The following is a 20,896-nucleotide window of genomic DNA, read 5'->3' as shown; positions in this document are numbered from 1 at the left end:
GGCACGCCACTGATGGCACTGTACGGTCTCGGTCTCGTCTTCCTAATTCCGCTGTGGATCATGCTGATCATCGACCTTTTCTTCATGTCCGCACGCATCCGGAAGCTGAACACGGTGTCGGTGCCCACGATCGAGGCCACATCATCCCACCTCGGCTAGCTCGCGTACCTCCACGGTCCGTTTCGCTTCTCGTTCACGTGCTGGCAACTCGGCCCGTGCTCCGTTCTCGCTCCAATCGCGAGGAGGGCACGGGCAGGATCGTCCGGGAGATCGCCGGTGAGGATGAGCTCCTGCTGCCGGCTGGACCACCGGTGAAGGAACGCCATGAGCTTGTTGTCCGTGTTCGGACGAGGCGCGCATCCGCCGTTCGAGGCGACCCATTCGCGGTATCCCTTGAGTCTGGCGATCCAGCTGATGTCGATGCTGGCACGCCAGCCCGGCAGCTTCGTGTCCAGAGCGTCGACCCGGTCCGCAGCGAGATTGTCGATCGAGTACTCCCACCGCTGCCGCTGAATCCAGTCGGCGACTCGCCGCGCCTCGGCGGAGTCGTCCTTGCCGGCGGTCGGGGCCGCGCCGTCGTGGAAATCGAGCCAGGCTAGGTGGAGCCCGAACGTGCGCTCCTCTGTCCGACAGCCGTTTAGGAGCGGTCCTGGCGCGTCACGTTCGAGCAGCTCGACCCGGTCGAAGTCGCCCAGACGCCGAGACGGCGCTCGTAGGCGGTGGTGCCCTTTCCATTCGTGCGGGGGTGAGCGCCGTCGCTCGCATTGAGGAAGAGCGCGTATTCAGCGAGAGTGTCATGCCACTGGCGGTCAGCTGGGCTGTCAGCCTACCCAGGGATCCGGCCGAGCTGGGCAGCGGGGCGGGCGGGAGAGTCCCGATGAGACGGGAGTAGCCGATGTTTGTCGCCCAGATCCAGATCGCGCTCCTCCGCCACCCGCGCGAGCGGGTGCCAGTTCGGCCCGCCGCAGGGTACTGGGTGAGACGCTGGGAAGGGCCCGGCCACAGGAACGAGACCACCATGACCAGCATCGTTCGCCGTGCCTTCCTGATGGACCCGGGCGAGAACCTTCTTCTCTCCGACTCCGCCGTCGTGGCCGCGGGACGTTTCGACGAGTTCGTGCAAGAGACCGGGCTGAACCCGGACCACGTGCTCGGAGACCCGCTGTGCGCCATGCCCATCCCGGTGCGGGGGCTGAACGCGGACGGGACGCTCGAACGGCTCACCGGGATGAACCCAAGCCTTCTCTGGCACCCGCTCGCCTGGCTGCCGATCGAGTCGGCGCTCCGCTTCCAGATCCGCGTCGAGGGCAGCGACGAACTCGAGCTGGAATCCGACCACGACTGGGCGCTGCGCATCGCGTTGGAGCTGACCACCTCCGGGCTCTACGACATCGAGGACGGCACCTGGCTGGACGTGCTCGCCCTGCATGGCATCGACGCCGAGAACCCTGTCGACGCCGCCCGCGTCGAAGCGTGGCTCGCTGGCGCCGTGGACGAGGACCTGGACGGTATCGACCTGACGGACTTCATCGCCGCGGGCCACGACGATCCGGAATGGTCGTACCGGGCTGCCGCCGGTCTGGCGGAGCTGGCCATCCCGGCCCAGTGGAGCATTCTCGCGAAGAGCCTCACCGAATCGCTCGACGGCGAAGGGCAAGGCATCACCGACCCGCCGGAGCGTCAGCGTCTGCTCACGGCCATCGCCGAGCTGGGCATCTTGCTGCTGGGCGACGTGCCCAGTGAGAACGCCGACTCCCCGCAGGCGCCGGTGGACGAGCTGATCGCCGTGCACGACCGGCTGACCGCAGAAGGCACCGTCGTCACTGCGGCGGACCTCGCGACCGTGGAGCGCGACCTCGTCCGGACGCTGAACGGCGTCGCCGAGCTGTTCAAGGGTTTCGTCGAGGCGCTCAAGGCCATCAACACGGGGACTCTGGCGCTCGAGCCCTCCCGATCGCAGGAGCACGACACGCCCAACTGACCTGTCTGGGACACACCCGCTCGCCGCCGCCTACATGAAGACCATGCTTCAATCCACACCGCCTCGTTCCAGCCGCTCGACCGTGGGCATCGCTATTCCGATGGATCCGCTGCACCCGACGGTCCTCCGCGGCCGCGCGCAGACGCTGATTGCCCGGCTGCCGGATGACAGCGTCGACGCGGTGGTCACCGATCCGCCGTACGAGCTGAACTTCGGCCGCATCGCCGGGCACGGGTGGGACGCGACAGGCATCGCATTCGCCCTGGCGTTCTGGAAGCAGGTGCATCGTGTGATGAAGCCCGGCGGGAATCTCATCGCCTTTGGAGCGCCCCGCACGTACCACCACCTCACCACCGTCATCGAGAAAGCGGAGTTCGAGGTCCGCGACAACGTGCTCGCTTGGGTGAAGTCGTCAGGGTTCCCGAAGTCGCAGAAGCTCGCCCGGCAGCTGGCTCGCAAGGATCAGCCGCTCCTGTCGCAGGTGTGGGAAGGGTGGGGGACCGGATTGAAGCCGGCGCACGAGCCGATCGTCGTCGCGCGGAAAGCTCCGGACGGCACCCTGCTCGACAACATCGTTCGACACCACGTCGGAGGCATCAACATCGACGCCGGCCGCATCCCCACGGACGACGATCGTTCCCGCACGCCGGGGCGATCGGCCGTGGGCGACATCATCAACGTGCAGCGCGGCGGGACGGCGAAGAACGAATCTCACGAGGGCGGGCGATGGCCGACGAACATGCTGCTCATCCACCGCCCCGACTGTGTCGAAGACGGCCAGTGCGACGAGGAGTGTGCCGCGCTCGAACTCGATGCCCAGTCGCCGAGTTCATCGCGGTTCTTCCCTTCGTTCTACTACTCCGGTCGGGCGGCGAGGAGCGAACGGCCCGTCGCCAACGGTGTCGAGCACCTGTCGGTGAAACCGCTCGGGGTGATGGAGTGGCTTGTCGGAATCTCGGCGATGCCGGGCGCGCTCATCCTCGACCCGTTCGCCGGGTCCGGGGCCACGATCGAAGCGGCGATGCGCCTCGGCGTTCGCGCGATCGGGTTCGAGATGACGCCGGAGTACATCCCGCTCATTGACGTGCGTGTGCAGCGCGCTCGCGCCCGCGGGCTCGTCGATGAGGGAACGAGCCTGGCCGCGGCCGCGTAGCCGCCGCGTACATGAGCGGCATGAGTCAGTTCGACGCCACCATGCACCCTCGAGGTCCCGCCTCCAACCCCGGTTTGTTGAGCCATCGGGACCGCTCCGCGCCGGAGGCGAGCTTGGCCGGGTGGCGCACGCCGCGCACGCTCGGCGGCTACGAGGTCCGCGGGTTCCAGACTCACCGGCGCGGGATGGAAGGCGGCGGGTTCTCCGCATTACGACCCGGACAACGTCCGCGAGATGGATATCCTCCGAAACCCCGACGGGCTCGCTTCCTAGCCGGCGGCGACCGTCAGGTCCATGGGCGCGACCGTCGAGAACGACTCGAACACCCCGAACGCGACGAGCCGCTCAGAGGTGCAGTACAGCAAGTTACAGGTCATCAGGGGATCAGCCGGTCCGCGGGCTGGGTCTGCAGAGCGTCCGGGACCGGGTTCAGCACAGACACCTGCGACAGTTGCACGTACTTGGTGTCGCGATACCGGTCCGTTTAACACCCCTGCTCCGTCTGCACATAGACGGGGTCCCCGAGTTGCATCTCGTTGAGAACGTGCATCGCCCCGCTATACGCGGACCAGTGACTGGCGACCGCGAAGTTGCCGAGCTCGCCGGGTATCTGCGTCGTGTCGTAGTGCCCGAGCCCGAGGGCGGAGGAGTCGAGCACGGACTCGGCATCTGTCGTCTCCGCGATGCCCCGGTGGTAGTCGGCGCCGAAACGGGGAACGTACAGCACCGCGAGGGGTGCGCCGTCGGCGAGAGCGAGCGTGGATGCAGGCGGGACCGTGGTGCTCGGCACGGCGGGCGCCGCTGATGCCGCCTCCACCAGCTGTTGGGAGACGGCCGAGCCCTGCTCCTGCTGGCTGCTCGCGCTGATCGCGTCGTCGATGACGAGCATCCACATCAGGTAGGCGCCGATGGTGAGCCCCTTGGCGATAAGGAGAGCGGCGAGGACGCCGAGAACGCTGACTCGCCGGCGGCGGCGAGGTTCAGGTCGAGGATCAGTAAGGTCGGGCGCAGATTTCACGGGGTGCCCCCCTGGTTGGTAGGAGCGGGAACGGGAGTGACCGTCCGCACGTGGTCGGGCTCGGCTGCGGTCGGAACGCGCGTCGTCGCCGCCCGCGGTCTCGTCCTGCCGGTTGTGTTCGATGCGGCTCCCGGGGGTCGGCGTGGGTCGCTACCGCTGAGCGGAGGAGCGGACGTCTCCGCAGAGCAGGCGGTACTGAACGACAGCCTCGGTCACCGAGGACAGCCCGCGCAGGCGCATATGCTGACGGATCAGCTGGTTCAGGAACGCGCAGATGAGCGCGAACGTCCGGCGGAGTTCGGCCTTGTCGCGCTGCACGGTGAAGGCGTGCGCCGCGGCTTCCTCGGAGGAGATCGTCGACAGGGCCGCTTCGACGGTGAGGATGAAGTGCTGCAGCTTCATGCCGTCAGTAGTGCCGGGGGCGACGTTGCCGGTCACGAGGTCCAAGCCCCGGGCGGACAGCGCCAGCTGCCGGATCTGCTCAAGCGTGTCGAGATGCTGCGGCCAGTTGTCGCGGCCCTGGGTGACGTCGACGACGACGATCGCGAGGCCGACGCACGCACCGTACAGCCGCTCCGGATCCCGCGTCGGTGAGGCGATGGCCTTGAACGCGGCTCCCGAGGACCTGCCCTCGAACAGCCACGCCTCGAAGAGGTCGATGGCGAGGTCGGGGTCAGGAATCGTGACGGCCGGAGTCCACGCGATGGTGCTCATGAGAGGTCCTTCGGGATGGGAGTGACGAGCACTCCGAGGTTCGACGTGCGGAGAGCCTTGGCTGCCTTGTCGCCGTACGCCATGACCATGGAGCCGGCGCCTGGAGTGCCGGGCAGATCAGTGGCGTTGCCTCGGTGGAACTTGATCCGTCCGGACACGAAGCAGATGAGGTCCGCGGTCGCGCCGACGTCCTGGAACCACCGAACGTCAGTGCGAGCGAAGACGAGGGCGATGCCGTTGCCGTGGTCGGCGAGTCTGCGCATCCACGCCTGCGTCGCGGTTCCGTAGGGAGGGTTCACCCACACGGTCTCGCCCTGCAGCCACGGGGACGCGAGGCCGTCGTCGTCGATCGTGTAGTGACGGTCAGCCGGCACGAACGACTTACCGGCGCCGGGGGAGCACGGGTCGAGGTCAAAGCGCAGCCCGAGAGCGTCGAAGATCTCCGGTGGCGTGAACCACTCGATCGACTCGTTCCGAGGCGACTCATGGCCGAAGCCACGGCTGGGCCGCGCAGGAGGGGAGGAAGTCATGAGCGGTCTATGCGTTCGGCCCCGGCGAGGTGCGTCCCAGCGCATCGAGCGCGGAAGGACGACGACCCGGAACCGGAAGATCGGCGACGCTCACGCACCTCCGGGCGGGAGCTCGACACTACGCGCCAGGACCTGGCCAGCCTCGACATCTCCGTCTGATCGAGCAGGAACGAGCCGATCTCGAGCGCGGACGAGGACATCACCCAGGTGATGCGCGACCAGGCGAACCTGGTCGAAATCGTCGCCCGGCTGGACACGCTGCTCTGCGTGAAAGGTTGACACCCCGCGGGGGAGGGCAACCTCCCCGCGCCCCCGGCGCGGGGATCGAGCGGCTGTCCGCGGGCTTTCCTGCCTATGCGTTGTGAGGCGGTCTTGAGTGGGGAAAATTCTCCTGACCTGGGAGAGTAAAGCACGTCCAATGCCCGGATTCATTCTCGGTCGGTGGGAGCACTTTCAAAGTGAAGAATTGCGGAGCGCATCCACGGGTTCACGTCGACACTGCTCCCGTCGCGGCCGTGGGCCAGGCCGGCAGCGTGCTGTTGACAGAAGCAGCCCGTGCGACGGGCCTGGAACGTGTGCTGTCGGTGGCGTTGGCGCCGTGGCGGAAGCCGTTCGCGGTCCACGATCCCAGGAAGGTCATCGCTGATCTTGCGATCGCCCTCGCGCTGGGCAGGGACGCGCTTGCGGACATCGGGGTGCTGCGATCTATGGGGCGAGCGCCTACGGCGGGGCTTGAACGTGGTCGAGGGAGCAGAGGCGGCACTTCCGCCGTTTTTCGCGCGGTTGCGCGCTGCGGAGGCTGCTCTTGCCTCGCGCACCATGGAGTCGGCGGAGGAGCGGGCGGCCTTACCGATCGGCGCGATCGTGCGCACGGCCGGCCAGTCGGTCGTCCCGGCCGCAGGTGTCGTCTGGCGGCTGCGGGACGCCACGACGGTGATCCTGGACGGCCGGGTCATCCGTTCGAGCTTGAAGGCGATCAGCCCCGCGTACGCGATGAAGAACGACGACTAGCCCGCTCGGGCATGCTCCACCGCGCATAGTCGAGGTATGACCTCGAACCGTGCGCTCCTCACGCTGACGCCCGCCACGCAGCGAGTCATCGACGCCATCATCGCCGTAGGCGGGCGGCCGCTCATCGTCGGCGGCACCGTTCGGGACGCCCTCCTCGCCGTTCGCGACGGCGCCACCGTCAGTACGCCGAAAGACGCCGACGTCGAGGTCTACGGCCTCGCCGACAAGGCAGGCCTCATTGCCGCGCTTCGCATTGTCGGCCGAGTCGACGAGCGCGAATCGTTCACCGGCGCCGGGCACCGCGCCTTCGACGCGGCCGTGGACGCCGAGTTGGATGTCACCACCGCGTTCGGCCGCCGAGACTTCACGATCAACGCCATCGGCTGGGACCCGGCCACGGGCTCTCTCGTGGACCCTTACGACGGGCGAGCGGACATCGCCGCCGGCGTGCTCCGCCACACCACTGACGCGTTCGCGGATGACCCCTTGCGAGTGCTGCGCGCCGTCCAGTTCGCCGGGAGGTTCGGCTTTACCCTTGCGCCCGAGACCGCTGCCCTCGCTCGCTCCATCGCCGGGGAGTTCCACACCATCGCGCGCGAACGCGTGTGGGCCGAGCTCGCGAAGCTGTTGACTCGCGGCCGCTCGATCTCCCACGCCCTGGCCGTGCTCGAGCAGACCGGGTGGGAGGAGCACTTCCCAGAGCTGGCCGCGACCCGCGGCGTCCGCCAGGACCCGCTCTGGCACCCGGAGGGCGACGTCCACCGGCACCTGTCCCTCGCCGCCGACGCTGCCGTGTTGATCGCTGACCGGGACCAGCTGGACGACCCCGAAAGGCTGACGCTCGTGACCTCCGCGCTCCTGCACGACCTCGGAAAGGTCACGCACACTCGGGAGGAGGAGGCCGGCGAGCGCATCACCTCCCATCAACACGCGGACGCAGGCGTGGAACCCGCCCAGGCGCTGCTGCGCCGTGTGGGAGCGCCCGCCTGGCTCATCGAGCACGTCGGCATCCTCATTTCCGAGCACATGAGCCACCTCGGCGGCCCGTCGCGCCCTGCCGTCCGCCGGCTTCTGCGCCGTCTGGCCCGCCCCTCCGGCACCGGACCGTCCTTGGCCACGTGGACGAGAGTCGTCGAAGCGGACCTCACAGGCCGTGAATCCGGCCGGAAACCGGCACCCGGGCACCTGTGGCTCGCGGTCGCGGAGACGCTGCAGGTTGCAGCGTCGCCCTCCTCGGCGCTGTTGCGCGGGCATCATCTTCTCGAGGCAGGCGTCCGCCCGGGCGTCGGCATGGCTCCGGTCATCGCCGCGTCCGTCGTTGCCCAGGACGAGGGCGAGTTCGACGACGTCGATGGGGCTGTGCTGTGGTTGCGGGCCTTCATCGACTCCGGCCGGTACGAGGGCGTCTACCGGGCCGAGCTCGCGCGTCGCTCTGTCTGATGTAGGAACGCTCGGGCATCCTCTCGGATGCGACCAGCGTCCATTGTCGGTCCGGGTGATTCACCCGGCACTGACGCCGGTCGTGGCACTCCAGAGGTGCCGTGCCGCCCACTGCCGCTGTTTCGGATTCTTCAATTGGGGCCTCTCGTCGGTCAGGGGCGCCGGAGGCACAGCTGTCGGATGCCCGGGGGCGGGTGGGAGCAGGTCTCGCGCCTCTGCTCTATGAGCGGGCGGCGGCCGGGGTGCCCCGTACCCATTCCGAAGTGAAGTTCCCGGGCCGGTAGACGCTATGGACCACGCCTGCGGTGTCGTCCCAGCCGTAGCCGTCCTGCCCGCGGAAGCTGTCGAGGTGCGCGGGGATGTCCTTCGTAACCTTCGTGGTCAGCGCGCCGGGGAGGCGTCCTGAAAGCTAGGCTGACGACCACCAGCGTCGGCCTGCTCGGGCGTCATCGCCGCGTCGCTGACGTCGCCACACCATATGACGTCCAAGGTGACACCCTCGTGCCACGTCTGCGGCCCTCCGGCGACGAACTCCGTCGCGCGGGCACGCACTTCCGGCGTGCTGGTGTCAGAGCGGCTCCGGGCGAGCATCTCGAGGATCACGTCGACGCGGTCGGCCTGCTGCGCCTCCCACTCGCGGTCGTTGTAGTACGAACGCGCGATCGTAGACCGCGTTCTCATCACCGGCCAAGTAGTTGTTGACGTCCTCCGGGTCCAGCCGGTTGGCGTAGCTGACGAACATGAGGTCGGGTTTCACCTGCTGTGCATCGAGTCGCGCGATGAGCGCGTCGGTGGCGGCACTGCTGCCGAGCGCGTCGACATCGAGCGGGCCGGCGCCCGGGTCGGTGATGAGGGTGCCTTCCGAGGCGGAGTGGGTTGTATCGGCGAAAGCGCCGACGCTGCTGGCGTGGCCTCGAGGGTGCAGGTTCTCGTCGAATGCGCTCAGGTCGGTGATGTACGCGGGGCACACGAAAGGGCGCCCGCACCGTCCTGCCCGCACTCATGGCGCGGTTCCGTCGGCTAAGCGGCGGCGGCAACCTCGAGGCGGGGGAGGTCCGCGTCGAAAGTGGTGAGCTTGTCTGGGCGGAAGCCCGCCCAGTGCTCGGTGCCGGTCAAGGTCTCGAGCACGACGACCGGGGCGGCGAGGTAGCCGAGGGCCTTCACCATGGCGAGGGCGGCGTCATCGACGGAGATGTCGATCACGGTGTAGTCGACTTGGCGGGCGTCCAAGAACCGGTACGTGGAGGTGCACTGCACGCAGGCCGGCTTCGAGTAGACAACCAGGCCAAGTTGCTTCTGCTGCATCATCTCGATTCTCCCGATTTGACGTCCGTCACTGCTGAGTCTGACTGATCGTTCTTGTTTGCCTCTCCGGCGGGTAGATCCGTTCGAGCGGAGACGGCGGAGTGCCGCGGACCTTAGGCGATACAAGGGAGCACGCGACCGCGTCGAGGATCCGTGGCACGTAGTCGGCGAAGCGAATTAGGGTCGGACCGCGGAGAGGTGAACAAGGACACCCCCAAGCTCTGCCGCGAAGCGGCTCCATCGTGCTGCGCTCCGTCGCAGTCTCGGCAGCGCCCGGAACCGGGATTCACGGGGGACCCGAGGGGGCCCGCCCCCTCGGAACGTCGAAATGAGTGCCGCCTGGCTCAGGATCGCTTCAAACAGCCGGCCGACTCCTACGTCTCGGGCGCCAGCGCCGTCCCGCTATGATGCATTTGATGCAACGTTGTTGCAGTTGGGTCGGGTGGTGTGGTGATGGATCGAACGCTTCGGGCGTTGGCGCCGGTGACGTTGATCGCGCCGGAGCAGCAGACGTTCCAGGAGATGTTGACGGGGTGGGAGCGGCAGATGCGCGCTCGCGGTCTGGACGTGGCTACCGTCTCCAGCCGTCTCGGGATGATCCGTCGCCTGCGGCTGTTCCTTGAGGACTATCCGTGGAACTGGAGTGCGGCGGATGTCGAGGAGTTCACTGCTTCGCTGCTGTCGGGCGCGAAGCCGCTCGCGAAGTCGACGATCCGCAGCTATCACCTGATGATCCGCGGGTTCTCGGCGTTCATCACCGATCCCCGCTACGACTGGCCGGCGATCTGCGAGGAACGGTTCGGCACGCACCCGGTGCAGGTCTGTCACGACTGGAACACCCACGCTCACGTCGCCGAGTTCGAGGCGCGGCCCGCGCGGCGCCCGTTCAGCTATGACGAGCTCGAGGTCTTCTTCGCCCACGTCGACGCGGAGATCGACCGGATCACCGAGCAGGGCAAGAAGGGCGCGTTGGGGGCTCTGCGGGATGCGCAGCTGTTCAAGACCATCTACGCGTTCGGTCTGCGCCGTAGTGAAGCGCGGATGCTGGACGTGACCGATCTGCATCCGAATCCGGAAGCACCCGCCTGGGGGACCTACGGGATGGTGCATGTCCGTCACGGGAAGTCCCGACGCGGCGGTCCTGCCCGCCGTCGCTCGGTGCTCGCGGTTCCGGAGTTCGAGTGGGCGATCCACGGCCTTCGCCAGTGGGTGGAGCAGGCGCGGCCTCTCTATGGCGAGACGGACAGCTCGGCGCTCTGGTTGACGGAACGCCGAGCCCGCGTCTCGGTCCGTCACCTGGACTCGCGGTTCGCGGCGCTGCGCGAGGGCGCGGGGCTGGATCCGGCACTCACCCTGCACAGCCTGCGCCACTCATACGTCACACATCTGATCGAGTTCGGGTACCCTGAGCGCTTCGTTCAGGAGCAGGTCGGCCACGCCTACTCATCAACGACGGCGATCTACACCTCGGTCAGCAACGACTACAAGAATCGGATCCTGGCGCGCGCGCTGGCGAACGTCTATCAGGAGGAGAGCACGCGATGACCGCGATCGAGATGACATGGAACCTCCGCCAGCTGATGGCCCAGAAGGGTCTGTTCAAGACGACGGATCTGGTGCCTCTGCTGAGCGAGCGCGGAGTCCAACTCTCCCGCGAGCAGATCTATCGCCTGGTGACCTCCAAGCCGGCACGGCTGAACATGGATGTGTTCGGAGCGCTCTGCGACATCCTCGACTGCAGCCCAGCGGAGCTGGTCACCTTCACCAAGACCGGGACCGTGACACAGGTCGCTGCAACCGCTGCCGGGCGCCGCAAGGGACCCTCGATCGGGGATCTGCGCCCCATTCCGGCGACCATCCGCCGCGCGGACTGACACGCATAGGTGACGCCCGCACGTAGCGACCAAGTCACCATGTTGGTCGAGCATCTGCACCGATCCTGCGACGTCTTCACGACCCTGACCGTCGCCGAGGTCAAGGAGTTGGTGGAGCGGTACGTGCCGACGTCGAACAGTCAGACGCGGCTGCGGCACTACATTCAGGGCCGTCCCGATTTCGCGGTGTCGGGTGACGCATTCATGCCGCGCGTCGCGCAGCGCTTTCTGCACGACCTCGCTCGAGATGGGCTGGTGCAGGTCGTGCTTCCGCGCTGCCTGAGTTGCGGCGATGCCCGGCTGCTGACGAAGACGCTCGCCGACGGGAGACGGGTCTGCGGCCGCTGCGAAAGCGCGGCGGGCCGACGCGAGTGCGCTGGCTGCGGCCGACACCGCACGATCATGGCCCGCGCAGCCGAGGGCGGCATCTGCTCGAGCTGCTGGCGTCACCGGCCCGAAGCGCGCAAAATCTGCAGCCGCTGTAACCGTCCCGGACTGATCCAGGAACGCACGATCGACGGGCCTGTCTGCGCCCGCTGCGCCACGGGGACCGTGCTGCCCTGCAGTAGCTGCGGGCAGACCGCGAAGATCACCGGCTACATCCTCGGCGGAGCCCACTGCCCACCCTGCTACAACCAGATCCGACGCGTCCCTCTCCTCTGCCGGAACTGCGGCCAGTCGCGCATCATCGCCTACCTGGACGCCGCGGGTGAACCCTGCTGCGCCAGCTGCGCCGGAGTCCCTGCTCGGTTCGGCTGCCGCGACTGCGGCGGGGAAACGGACCTCATCGGACGGCACTGCGCGCCCTGCGCTGTCCGGGCCCGCACCCTGACGCTGATCACGCGCGATAACGGGACCGTCAACGAGGTGTTCCAGCCGCTGCGCGACTACCTCATTGCCTCACACCGCAGCCACACCCTCGCCGCCTGGACCAAACGAAGCGCCAGCGCCACCCTCATCCGCGACCTCGTCAACGACCGCCTCACCCTCAACCACGACAGCCTCGATCGCGCCACACCCAGAAGAGCGGTCGAATACGTCCGAGATTTGCTGGTCGCGGTCGGGTTGCTGCCCGGCCGGGACGAACGCCTCGTCCGCGCCGAGCGGCGCGTCCACGAGGCAATAGCCACGGCATCCGCCGAGCACCGGCCACTGCTGCGCCGCTATGCCACCTGGGAGATCGTCAACGACCTGCGCAGACGCGCCGCGCGATCGCCGTTGAGCGTCTCCGCGGCAAGCCGAGCTCGTCGAAAAATCGAGGCCGCCGATCGCTTCCTCCGCCACCTCGCGCACTCCAACACCGACCTCGGATCGGTGCGTCAAGCGCAGCTGGAGCAGTTCGTCCTCGACGAGCACATAGACCAGAACGCTCTCAATTCGTTCCTGCGGTGGGCCCACGACGCCCGCCTTCTCGGCAACGTCGAGCTGGTCATCCGCCAGTCCGCCACACCCAGCCCAGGCCACACCCAGACCGAACTCCTCGCCGCAATCACCAAGCTCTCCGACGACGGAAGCATCCCGCTCCGCGCCCGGGTCGCGGGCCTGCTCGTCGCCCTCTTCGGGCAACGTTTGACCCACCTGGTCACCCTTACCCGCGCGGAGATCGACGTCAGCGAACTCCACAACAGCGTCTCAATCCGACTCGGAGACGAACCCGTCCGGCTCCCGCCGGTCCTGGCGCAGCTCACGCTCGAACTCCGAGATGCTCCCCGCCCCTGGCTCGAAGAGCCCGGACAAGGATGGCTGTTCCCCTCGATGAAAGCCGGACAGCCGGTGCAGCCGTCCACCCTCGGATCCGAGCTGAACCGGTACGGCTTCAGCGCTGCACGACTGCGCAGTGCAGCCCGCTTCAACCTCGCCGGCAAGATCCCGCTCGGCCCACTCGAGGAACTCACCGGCATCGGAGCCCAATCGCTCAACCGGTGGGCCACCACCGCCGGACGAGACTGGTCGGCCTACATCCCACTCCGAACAGAGCCGTAATCCAAACACCGCGCAGACCGAACAGGTACCTTGCGCCAGTCGGTGAGCTTCATAGGGTGACGCCTTTCAGATGGTTGTTCGAGGTCTATGCGCCAGAGCTTCAGTCGTTGTCGCCACCGTCGGCAAGCCGTGAGAGCGAGGGCGTCGGTCGTGGTCATGCTCACCATCGCGGTGGCAACGATGCGGAACTGCGCTCGACCGACCGATGGTTCCCGACCAGGGCTGGCGGCCATCGATCACTCGAGCGTTACGCTCCGCGGAACAGTTCGAGGATGCGAGCACGAGTGGCGGGGATCCCGAATGCGGGCCTGCCGCAGGCGAGAGCTACTGCGTCGAGGACGAGCCCGAGGGGGAAGGTGGGCGTCCTCACCTCGGGTCCCGCCGCGACGTACGTCTCCGCGGAGAGTACGGCTGCTTCCCCGTCGGGGACGACGTTGGATTCTTCGACCGTGACCTTTTCCACCGTTCTGCTCGGGCTGGGCGAGATAGTTGTCTCGGATGATGGAGCCGGCCGCCCGCGTGGACGCGTCCCACCGATCGTCGGAGACGGCGAGCGGCTCTGAACTGGGGCGGGCGCCACGCGGAAGGCGTCAGTGGTGGGTCAGCTGGCCGCCACGGGCGTGACCTGATACTTCGGGATCACGTCGCGGGCTTTCGTCTTCGGCGTGAAGTTCACATCCCGTTCGATCGGCTGCGGGAACCCGGACGGGCGGACGACGATCGCTTCCAGCTCGTGGAGGTTGAAGTAGCCGTACTCGCCATGGCCGATGCCGAGGTCCACGTACCCGAACGCTTCCCCGGTCTGATGGTCTAGCTCGGCGACGTACCAGTTCGACCCGCCGACGAAGTAGTGCGCGACGAACGGGATGTCGGCGAGGTCGGTGGCGTCGTTGGAACGCGGCGCCGGCCAGGTCTTCGACTGGGACGGGAGGAAGACATGCCCTCGTAGCTTCCTTTGCGTCTCGATGAACGGGTGACCTGAGGCGCCCGGCGAAGTGAGCCCCAGGGCCGCCTCAGGCTCGGAATGGTCGCGGGTCGTGAACGCGCCCCTGTTGCTTGTATGGCTGCTTGTATGGCCGCGAGGGTGCTTTGTATGGCCGCGAGGGTGCTGGTTCGGGTCGAAGGAACTCGTCATGCCGTCCATGTACGTGGCGCCCGCCCGCGCGTGCGCCACGCGCGACTGTGAGGTGGGCGCCCGAGTCGCAGAAACCTCAAGGTCACCTCAAACGGCCGAGTTGCGACCACGGGCGTCGTTGACGATGCCCGCGGCGATCGTCTGCTGAGGATGGCTCGGCGTCCCCCAGTGACCCCCGGTGCGAGCGAGGCGCGCGAGCCGGTCCGCGCCGTCGTTCATGGCGTCGCCCGCGTGGCCTTTCACCCAGCGAAGACGCACCGTCAGCCGGCGGCGTTGCAGGAGGATCAGGTCAGCCAACCGCAACGACGACGGCCGCCAGCGAGCGTCCGCCCCGCGACCGTCGATGATCGCGATAGCGTCGCGGCTGTCGGTGCTGACGCGGACGGTGCAGCCGGATGGCTGCGCGCGCACGGCGCTGAGGATCGCGACGAGCTCGGCATCGAGGGCGGATCGGACGCGGGCACTTCCGAAGCTGTGCTCGCCGTTGCAGGCCAGCCATCCATACGCGCCGCCGCCGCGATGCGGGTGATAGGCGCCATCCGTTGCGACGTCGATGACCGAGCCGGCCACGGGCCGGGCACGTCTGAGGCACTGTCGGAGGTCCTCCAGCGCGGAGAGCCGTTGCTGGTCCCGGTAGTTGATGCGCGAGAGCGGGAGAACGTTCAGCAGCGGGTAGGACGGCATGCCGGCGAGAAGCTTGCGGTACGGCTGGTTGAAGACGACCACGTCGACGACGTCCTCGACTGCGGCGGCGAGAGCGGTCGCATGCTCGAGCGTGGCGCGGACCAGATCGTGGTCGGCGTGGGGCGTCGTGTGCTCGGAGACGAAACCGCGAGCGACGATCTCCGGGACGATGTCGCCGCCGGGAGTCGACAGGATGGACCAGGCGAGACGGTCGTAGGTGAACTCGACGAGGAGCGAGACGGTCGGCGCAGTCTGCATCAGGTCTGATCGAGTCGGGTGCGCTCGGCGATCCCGGTCAGCAGCCGCGCCTGATCCGGGGTGAGAGCGGCGCGATGAAGCACGGCGGCGACCACCTCGTTCAACTCGAGGAAGATCCCGTCCCGTTCAGCGGGTGTCCATGGGGACAGGTCGATGCGGGTGTTCACCACCCGGCCGACAGTGGCGGTCGTGACAACGAGCGCGTAGGCGGCGGCCATCTGCCGCAGCGCCTGGACGCCGGATGCGCCGATCGTGAGCAGGTATGTGCCGCCGGCCGAGGTGGATACGTGGACGGTTGTCGCGGTCTCGGTCGCGATGACGGTGGCGCTCATGCGTGATGCCGAGCAGGAGCGGGGGCTCGATCGTTCATGCTCGGTCTATGCGTTGACCAGACAGGAGATGACCGGTCACGTGACCGGGGAGGCGATGCAGACTGGCATCCGCACACGCCCGCCAGGGTCGGCGACCGCAGCCTAGTAGGTCGCCGAGCGCGAGGACGCGGCCGCTGCAGATCGTGCCGCGCGCTCCGTTCGGGCGATCGCGCGTACAACGTCGACCGGTTCGTTGCTAAGGCGGTCGGCATCGTCCGCGCTCGACGTCTCGAGACGGGCGGAGCTCCCGGACCTCGTCCGTGATGTGCGGCCGACCGTCGTGCACGAACGGGTTCTCGGTGGTGCGTCGGCCGCGGCACCCGAGGGAGCGCGCCTTCGCCTTCCGGGCCGGGCCGTGCGATTCACTGCGGTAGCAGGTCGAGCCGTCACTGCAGCGAGGTTTGCCGAGAAGGCCGTAGACGCGGACGCGGATGCCGTTCTTGCTGCTGGTCATCCTCAGGCTCGCCTGCCGACGAGATGCGCAGGCGGGCCCGTGGTGAAGGGGACGCGGGTGAGGGTGCGGCCGTCGGGGGAGCCGAGGACGGCGGCGTTGTGCTGGCGCAGGTGCTGACGGTCGAGGTCGGTAAGCGTGCGGCCGAGGTCCCATCGTTGGATGCGGGCGGCCATCGGGGAGAACAAGGCGACGGCAGGCAGGGACCAGCCCTTGCCGAGTGTGTGGGTGTCACAGGCGCCGAAGCCGTCGCTGGCGGACCAGACAACCCGGCCACAGCGGGGTCCCGCGATTGTGGCGCTCGAGGCCCAGCCGACCCGGTTGTCATGGGAGGCGAGCGCGTCGAGGATCGTCTCGCGCTGGAAGCCCGCTCCGCTGAGGTGGGCGGCGTCGTCGATGACGAGTAGACGCGCGCTTGGACTGTCGTCGAGCTGGTGCGCGGCCCATTCGAGCTCGTGGACGACGTCTCGCGTGTCGGCTGGGACGAGCGTGCCGGCCACGCCGGCGTCCTGGTATGCGCGCTGACGTTCGAGGGTGAAGACCAAGACACGGACGGGGATGTCCGTGGCTGCGGTGTGCGCGGCGATGTGCAGGGTCGCGTCGGCGCGGCCGGACTGTTCGTCGCCGAGGAGGAAAGTGACGGGTGCTGCGTCGGGAGCCCACGGGTCGAAGGTCATGGTGGTGGTATGCGCGGTCCGCGGCTGCGCCGGTGTCACGGACCAGGACGAACCTCCCACCGGGGCGCTCGCGGCGGGCATCGTGGGGATTCGACGGCGTGGAGCTGGTCGGGGGAGAGGACGCGGACGGGAATTTTCCCGCGGGGGCTGTGGGCGGAGAGGAGGCGAGGGCCGGTCCAGGTGAGGAGTCCCCGGACCCGGAGCGTGTCGTTGCAGTCGAGCGCGATGACGCCGTTGGGGGAGTGCGTCGATGGCGCGCGGTGAGTGGACCTCGTGCACGGTCCGCGGTTCGACGACGAGGATGCCCGGGTCGTGCTGCGCCGGCATCAGGAACCGTGCGGGCAGGAGGGGAGCCTCGACCGGTCGACCGGCCGCGTCGACGTAGGGGGTCGCCGTGCACAGTACGCACTGGGTTCGTCATCCACGCGAGAGGCGTCCACCCATCCCGTTCCTCCAGGCGGCTGGAGAACTACGTACGCGGCGTCCCGCTTCACCGAGTGCGTCCAGGCGAGCAGATCTACGCGACTGCAACGGGTCTGGAGACGAGGACGGTCGTCTCGGCCGCCTCAATCTCGACCGTCACCCATGCCCTGTCTCCGCTCCCCGGTGCCGAGAGGAGTCGCGCTGTCCCGGAGACGCTCACCAGATCCCCGACCCGAACGGTTGCGAGGGTCGTTATCGCAGCGTGGCCGCCGCAGATCGCGTAAACGACGGCGTCGGCGCCGTCGGGCTGCTCGATGAGGCAGGAGAACACCACACGGCCGGCGTCTGTGCGTGGGTCCAGCGGTTCGGGCGCTCCGACCACCCAACCGGTCATCATCGTCAGCAGCATGGTGTCTCCTTCGGGTTGTGACGTGTTTTCGATAACCAAAGACTATCGAAAAGGTGTTAACGACGCAGCGCCCCGAGACTGGGGACATGGGAATGCCTGCTGATCCACTCGGATTTCCCGGCGAGTTCGAGCGCGCTGTCGATGTGCTGGGCAACAAGGTCCGGGTCGCCGTGCTGCTCAGACTCCGCAAACGCGGTCCCTCCACCCCTGTTCGGCTCGCGGAGCAACTCGGCGTGAGCCGCATCAGCGTCCGAAAGCACCTCCTCGCGCTGGAGAAGCTGGGGATCGTTGATGTCGACGTACCCCGCTCGGAGACGGACGTCCGCAAGCGCCACTTCTCCATCAACGACGCAGCTCTCGCGGCCGTCCTCGACACCGTGCAAACGCTTGCCGCGGATTCGGGAGACCGGGAGTCGTAGCGGTGAGAGACCGGGCGACCGACTAGGTTGCTCAACGACCAGCCCCCGGGGCTCAAGTACGCGTTACTATGAAGTCACGACGGGCCGGCTACCGGAACGTTGTCCGCCGAAAACCTCGCCTCGCGCGGGGTTTTCGTGCATCTGGCGGCACGTCACGGATCCCAACGCCACACCTCATAGACCAGGTCGCGAAGGGTGCTCCACAGTCGATCGACTGCAGAGCCGACACGATTGTCGGTCTCGACGTGAGCGTCGAGACGTCGGTAGATGTAGGCGATCGCGTCCGCGGCTTGGAGGCCTGGGAAACGGGCCGAGTCCTCGAAGACCAGCGGCGGGACAACGGCGGTCAACTTGCTGCTCCTGTACCCAGGGGTACCCACGTGTTGGTAACGGACCATGTTCTCGGCGTGGGCGACCTGCCCCGGGACGACATCGGCCACGATGCGCACCTGCTTGCCATGTTGACGCGCGCAACGATCGGTCGCCTCGAGCGTGTGCTGCAACGCGACCTGATGAGGTGGGTCGGGGTACTTGTACCGGGCATTGAGCCGGGAGATATCAACGCCGCGGACGACAACGTGTGCAGGCAGCGCCGCAAGCTCGGTCATCCATTGCTGATAGATCCGGATCCGGGCGCGCACCTGGCGCGCGATCGGCTCGAACCCGTCGCGACCAGTCATCAACGAGTGAGCGTGCAGTTCGGTGTCCGAATCCACGCCGAACCCTTCGATGAAGGTACTCATACGCGCTCGGGCTGCGTTCAACGCCGGGAGATCCGCGTCGTCGATGATGAAGGCCGCGACGTAATATCGCTCGTCCGTGTAGGACTCGTCGAGGTAAGCCGTCAGCACGAAGTCATCCTGGCAGATCGTGCCGATGGGAGAAGATACGGTGATCGAGGCGAGGCAGCGGCTCGTCTCCGCTGACTACGGCGTCAAAGTAATTGCGTTCGCGTTGTCAGAGACGCGGATCGCCGGCCGCTGGCAGCAGTCCTACGACGGTGCCCTCGCCTGCGCCGACGAGTTCGGTTCGGCGCTTATGGCTTTAGTCGCCCGGTTCCCGGACTCCTCGCTCGGCGTCGATGCGATCGGCTCCGTCACCGGATTCGCCACCATCGAGGACGAGGACGTCGCCGCCGGTGTCCCCGTGCAGCTGCTCTCCATAGGAGGACGAGGGAAGCTGTCCGGTGATGACCGCTGACCCGACATTGACCAGCACGTCACGGCCGACGCCCAGGAGTCACTTGCGTGCTGCCAGCAGGCGCTTCCGCTTCATTGAGTCCTCGGGCGCGTTGTCCACGAGAGCGTCGAGGGCGGCGATCACCCGTTCAGCCGCGACGGCGGAGCTCGGCCACTGACCAACCGCTTCAAGCCCCTCGGGGCGGATGCCGGTGACGTAGTTGTCACGGCCGTCGTAGGTGCCCGCATCTTCCACCATGAGGTGCTTGGGCCCGAGATTATTCAGCGCGAGAACAATCTCGAGGTGCGGCCGGCCAATGGCCTCAGCGACCCCCACCGCCTGAAGGACGGCGTCCTGCCCGAGCATTCGAGCGACAGCGAACAACACGGGTAGTCCCGACTGGCCCACACGTCATCGAGGCGAGGCTGTTGATCCATGATCAGCGGTTGCGTACCGGATCGGTGCGGAACCGAGCGAGCTCGTCTCGCCAGTCAGCAACATCGGCCGCCGTCCGAGCGCTCCGCTCGTAGTCGTTGAGGCGATCCTGGATCTCCTCAACCCACTCGTTGAAACGACTGACGATGGTCAAGCGCATCCGCCGATCCGCAGATGTCCCCTGGCCGGCCAGCTCATGATCCCAATTCACTTTGGCTGCCCCGTACAACACAGCAGCCTTGTAGTGCTCGTCAGAGAGCCATTCGATCGCCCAGTGCTCGGAGCTGGCACCGAGCGCGACGACCTCACGCTTGAACGCTGCGATCTTGGCCACCGCAGCGTCGCCGGAGAAGTCGCTCTCATCGAGAGACAGGGCAGAGGCCACCGCGCGAACCCGATCGAAATCACTCCGAGAGGTCACGAGCTCTGACCCTCGGGAGCACGGCGAGACGCAAGAATCTTGCGTGATGACGCGCTGCTCCTCCTCGGTGGGCGTTGACGCTCCGTGTAGGTTCCGTCCGGATCGCCCCGGCGCTCGAGGTACTTCCACTGCCTCTCCAGATCGGCGTGCCGTTCTTTGAGGCTGTCATCCGTCGCCGCCAGCTTGTCGTAATCAATGTCCGTCATGGCCCGAGCCTAGAACACACGATGTTCCGAGGCAGGAGAGTCTTCCGGTCACGGTCAAACTGTCTCTAGATGGGGCATCAGACGACGTTGCTGAGGTTGGCCAGGCTGATCTCTTCCGCTCGAAGCCATCGCATCGTAGGCACGACTCCGCGAGGATGCGGGCATGCAGCGCGACAGGTACGGCGAGCAGGAGAACGAGGTATTTAGGTACTTGGCCACGATGGCGAACGAGGGCCACTCGACTGCAGGACTTTGGCTCCCCAGGGCGCGTGAGATTGCCAAGGAGCCGGCCGACAGAGCCAGCTCGAGAGAGGCTGGTTCACTGGCACGGTTCTGGACGGCACCGCGGTCGCGGTTCTCGCGACGCTGAGCCGTCCCGTATGGGGATCGTTCATCGCGACACCGCGAGGGCGTCTCGCGCGGTTCGGAATCGTGGGTCTCGTGGGTTTGCTGGTGGCGGTAATGCGTCGCGCGGCTCCGTCCGACAGGGCGGCCGCGTTTTCAGCGGTGCAGCCCAAGCGGGTCCCGATCGCGCGGGTAGCGGCGACTCCTCGAGCGAAGTAGGCGCGCTCCCGACCGGCGCCACTGTAGAAGCCATGCGGTCCGATTCGCCTGCGGGCTCTCTCGTCGTGGCGCGTTTCGGCGTCGCGAACTGCCGTTTATGGCCGCCGTCCTTCTATGCTCCGAGCGATATTCACGCTGGGCGTTTCGGTTCGGCGGGTCGGGAAGGGACGGTCGTCGTGGCGGATTTGGGTGCGATCGAGGAGGACGTCCCGTTCGATACCGGGCTTGCGGAGTCGGTGATCTCGGCGTTCACGG

At 67.4% G+C, this 20,896-nt stretch carries 25 protein-coding genes and 1 pseudogene; 11 read left to right on the top strand and 15 right to left on the bottom strand.

Annotated elements, in window-relative coordinates:
• Window positions 1-1,018: 1,018 nt before the first annotated feature.
• On the top strand, window positions 1,019-1,981 hold the full coding sequence (locus tag B0H03_RS15335) for a hypothetical protein (protein WP_104354187.1): 963 nt from the start codon (window positions 1,019-1,021) through the stop codon (window positions 1,979-1,981).
• 43 nt (window positions 1,982-2,024) lie between these two features.
• Entirely contained in the window at window positions 2,025-3,134 is a 1,110-nt protein-coding gene (locus B0H03_RS15330; protein ID WP_160487380.1) for a DNA-methyltransferase, read from the top strand.
• Between the two features lie 484 nt (window positions 3,135-3,618).
• Here the strand turns inward: B0H03_RS15330 and B0H03_RS15325 are convergent, their stop codons facing one another.
• From B0H03_RS15325 to B0H03_RS15315, 3 genes are all read right to left on the bottom strand, one after another.
• Window positions 3,619-4,152, bottom strand: a complete 534-nt coding sequence (locus B0H03_RS15325) for a sortase domain-containing protein (protein ID WP_104354189.1) — start codon at window positions 4,150-4,152, stop codon at window positions 3,619-3,621.
• A 150-nt stretch (window positions 4,153-4,302) separates the two neighbouring features.
• The gene (locus B0H03_RS15320; RefSeq protein WP_104354190.1) at window positions 4,303-4,866 is read right to left on the bottom strand and encodes a hypothetical protein; all 564 of its coding nucleotides are present in this window, start codon (window positions 4,864-4,866) and stop codon (window positions 4,303-4,305) included.
• A complete protein-coding gene (locus tag B0H03_RS15315; protein WP_160487379.1) occupies window positions 4,863-5,396 on the bottom strand; it encodes a DNA N-6-adenine-methyltransferase in 534 nt (177 codons plus the stop codon). The genes B0H03_RS15320 and B0H03_RS15315 overlap by 4 nt, the downstream gene beginning before the upstream one ends.
• Window positions 5,397-5,854: 458 nt before the next feature.
• Between B0H03_RS15315 and B0H03_RS17190 the strand changes: the two are divergent.
• The 3 genes and pseudogenes from B0H03_RS17190 to B0H03_RS15300 form a co-directional block, all read left to right on the top strand.
• Window positions 5,855-6,103 (top strand): annotated as a pseudogene (locus B0H03_RS17190) (transposase); the annotation flags it as partial.
• Window positions 6,104-6,134: 31 nt separating this feature from the next.
• Window positions 6,135-6,407 carry a hypothetical protein gene (locus B0H03_RS17185; protein ID WP_237399604.1) on the top strand — a complete coding sequence of 91 codons (273 nt, stop codon included), beginning with the start codon at window positions 6,135-6,137 and terminating at the stop codon, window positions 6,405-6,407.
• A 36-nt stretch (window positions 6,408-6,443) separates the two neighbouring features.
• Window positions 6,444-7,847, top strand: a complete 1,404-nt coding sequence (locus B0H03_RS15300; protein ID WP_104354194.1) for a tRNA nucleotidyltransferase/poly(A) polymerase-related protein — start codon at window positions 6,444-6,446, stop codon at window positions 7,845-7,847.
• Between the two features lie 568 nt (window positions 7,848-8,415).
• On the opposite strand, the gene B0H03_RS15290 is transcribed toward B0H03_RS15300, so the two are convergent.
• Complete coding sequence (locus B0H03_RS15290) at window positions 8,416-8,817, bottom strand: hypothetical protein (RefSeq protein WP_104354196.1); 402 nt, start codon at window positions 8,815-8,817, stop codon at window positions 8,416-8,418.
• A 50-nt stretch (window positions 8,818-8,867) separates the two neighbouring features.
• Window positions 8,868-9,155 (bottom strand): glutaredoxin-like protein NrdH, encoded by a 288-nt coding sequence (gene nrdH / locus B0H03_RS15285; protein ID WP_272914917.1) that lies wholly within the window; start codon window positions 9,153-9,155, stop codon window positions 8,868-8,870.
• A 450-nt stretch (window positions 9,156-9,605) separates the two neighbouring features.
• Between nrdH and B0H03_RS15280 the strand changes: the two genes are divergently transcribed.
• The 3 genes from B0H03_RS15280 to B0H03_RS15270 are packed head-to-tail and all read left to right on the top strand — an operon-like array spanning window position 9,606 to window position 13,009.
• Window positions 9,606-10,697, top strand: coding sequence for a tyrosine-type recombinase/integrase (locus B0H03_RS15280; protein WP_202130192.1), 1,092 nt, complete (start codon window positions 9,606-9,608; stop codon window positions 10,695-10,697).
• Entirely contained in the window at window positions 10,694-11,026 is a 333-nt protein-coding gene (locus tag B0H03_RS15275) for a helix-turn-helix domain-containing protein (protein WP_104273033.1), read from the top strand. Before B0H03_RS15280 ends, B0H03_RS15275 begins: the two co-directional genes overlap by 4 nt.
• A gap of 39 nt (window positions 11,027-11,065) precedes the next feature.
• Window positions 11,066-13,009: a hypothetical protein gene (locus tag B0H03_RS15270; RefSeq protein WP_104354197.1), complete on the top strand. Its 1,944-nt coding sequence runs from the start codon at window positions 11,066-11,068 to the stop codon at window positions 13,007-13,009.
• A gap of 247 nt (window positions 13,010-13,256) precedes the next feature.
• Here B0H03_RS15270 and B0H03_RS16805 read toward each other — a convergent pair whose 3' ends face one another.
• The 6 genes from B0H03_RS16805 to B0H03_RS15235 all read right to left on the bottom strand — a co-directional run bounded on the left by B0H03_RS16805 (window position 13,257) and on the right by B0H03_RS15235 (window position 17,417).
• Entirely contained in the window at window positions 13,257-13,472 is a 216-nt protein-coding gene (locus tag B0H03_RS16805) for a hypothetical protein (protein WP_104354198.1), read from the bottom strand.
• 138 nt (window positions 13,473-13,610) lie between these two features.
• Window positions 13,611-14,144 carry a DUF2958 domain-containing protein gene (locus B0H03_RS15260; protein WP_160487378.1) on the bottom strand — a complete coding sequence of 178 codons (534 nt, stop codon included), beginning with the start codon at window positions 14,142-14,144 and terminating at the stop codon, window positions 13,611-13,613.
• Window positions 14,145-14,231: 87 nt separating this feature from the next.
• Complete coding sequence (locus B0H03_RS15255) at window positions 14,232-15,086, bottom strand: ribonuclease HI (RefSeq protein WP_104354200.1); 855 nt, start codon at window positions 15,084-15,086, stop codon at window positions 14,232-14,234.
• On the bottom strand, window positions 15,086-15,418 hold the full coding sequence (locus tag B0H03_RS15250) for a hypothetical protein (protein ID WP_104354201.1): 333 nt from the start codon (window positions 15,416-15,418) through the stop codon (window positions 15,086-15,088). The genes B0H03_RS15255 and B0H03_RS15250 overlap by 1 nt, the downstream gene beginning before the upstream one ends.
• A gap of 495 nt (window positions 15,419-15,913) precedes the next feature.
• Window positions 15,914-16,666 carry a hypothetical protein gene (locus tag B0H03_RS15240; protein WP_104354203.1) on the bottom strand — a complete coding sequence of 251 codons (753 nt, stop codon included), beginning with the start codon at window positions 16,664-16,666 and terminating at the stop codon, window positions 15,914-15,916.
• Between the two features lie 436 nt (window positions 16,667-17,102).
• Window positions 17,103-17,417, bottom strand: a complete 315-nt coding sequence (locus B0H03_RS15235) for a hypothetical protein (protein WP_104354204.1) — start codon at window positions 17,415-17,417, stop codon at window positions 17,103-17,105.
• A gap of 92 nt (window positions 17,418-17,509) precedes the next feature.
• Here B0H03_RS15235 and B0H03_RS15230 point away from each other — a divergent pair, with 92 nt between their 5' ends.
• Complete coding sequence (locus B0H03_RS15230; protein WP_207774257.1) at window positions 17,510-17,836, top strand: ArsR/SmtB family transcription factor; 327 nt, start codon at window positions 17,510-17,512, stop codon at window positions 17,834-17,836.
• 152 nt (window positions 17,837-17,988) lie between these two features.
• Here the strand turns inward: B0H03_RS15230 and B0H03_RS15225 are convergent, their stop codons facing one another.
• Window positions 17,989-18,687, bottom strand: coding sequence for a DUF3800 domain-containing protein (locus B0H03_RS15225; RefSeq protein ID WP_241560379.1), 699 nt, complete (start codon window positions 18,685-18,687; stop codon window positions 17,989-17,991).
• 40 nt (window positions 18,688-18,727) lie between these two features.
• Here B0H03_RS15225 and B0H03_RS15220 point away from each other — a divergent pair, with 40 nt between their 5' ends.
• A complete protein-coding gene (locus tag B0H03_RS15220) occupies window positions 18,728-19,036 on the top strand; it encodes a hypothetical protein (protein ID WP_127843887.1) in 309 nt (102 codons plus the stop codon).
• Between the two features lie 39 nt (window positions 19,037-19,075).
• Here B0H03_RS15220 and B0H03_RS15215 read toward each other — a convergent pair whose 3' ends face one another.
• The 3 genes from B0H03_RS15215 to B0H03_RS15205 are packed head-to-tail and all read right to left on the bottom strand — an operon-like array spanning window position 19,076 to window position 20,077.
• Window positions 19,076-19,402: a hypothetical protein gene (locus B0H03_RS15215; protein ID WP_104354207.1), complete on the bottom strand. Its 327-nt coding sequence runs from the start codon at window positions 19,400-19,402 to the stop codon at window positions 19,076-19,078.
• A 52-nt stretch (window positions 19,403-19,454) separates the two neighbouring features.
• Window positions 19,455-19,835 (bottom strand): hypothetical protein, encoded by a 381-nt coding sequence (locus B0H03_RS15210; protein ID WP_127843888.1) that lies wholly within the window; start codon window positions 19,833-19,835, stop codon window positions 19,455-19,457.
• Between the two features lie 32 nt (window positions 19,836-19,867).
• Window positions 19,868-20,077: a hypothetical protein gene (locus tag B0H03_RS15205; RefSeq protein ID WP_104354209.1), complete on the bottom strand. Its 210-nt coding sequence runs from the start codon at window positions 20,075-20,077 to the stop codon at window positions 19,868-19,870.
• 629 nt (window positions 20,078-20,706) lie between these two features.
• Here B0H03_RS15205 and B0H03_RS16940 point away from each other — a divergent pair.
• The coding region (locus B0H03_RS16940; RefSeq protein WP_207774256.1) for a hypothetical protein at window positions 20,707-20,896 on the top strand (190 nt) is incomplete at its 3' end.

This window comes from Rathayibacter iranicus NCPPB 2253 = VKM Ac-1602 (genome assembly GCF_003149025.1).
Taxonomy (GTDB): domain Bacteria; phylum Actinomycetota; class Actinomycetes; order Actinomycetales; family Microbacteriaceae; genus Rathayibacter; species Rathayibacter iranicus.
Note: the sequence above shows the minus strand (reverse complement) of the source record. Positions and strands in the feature narration are given on the sequence as shown.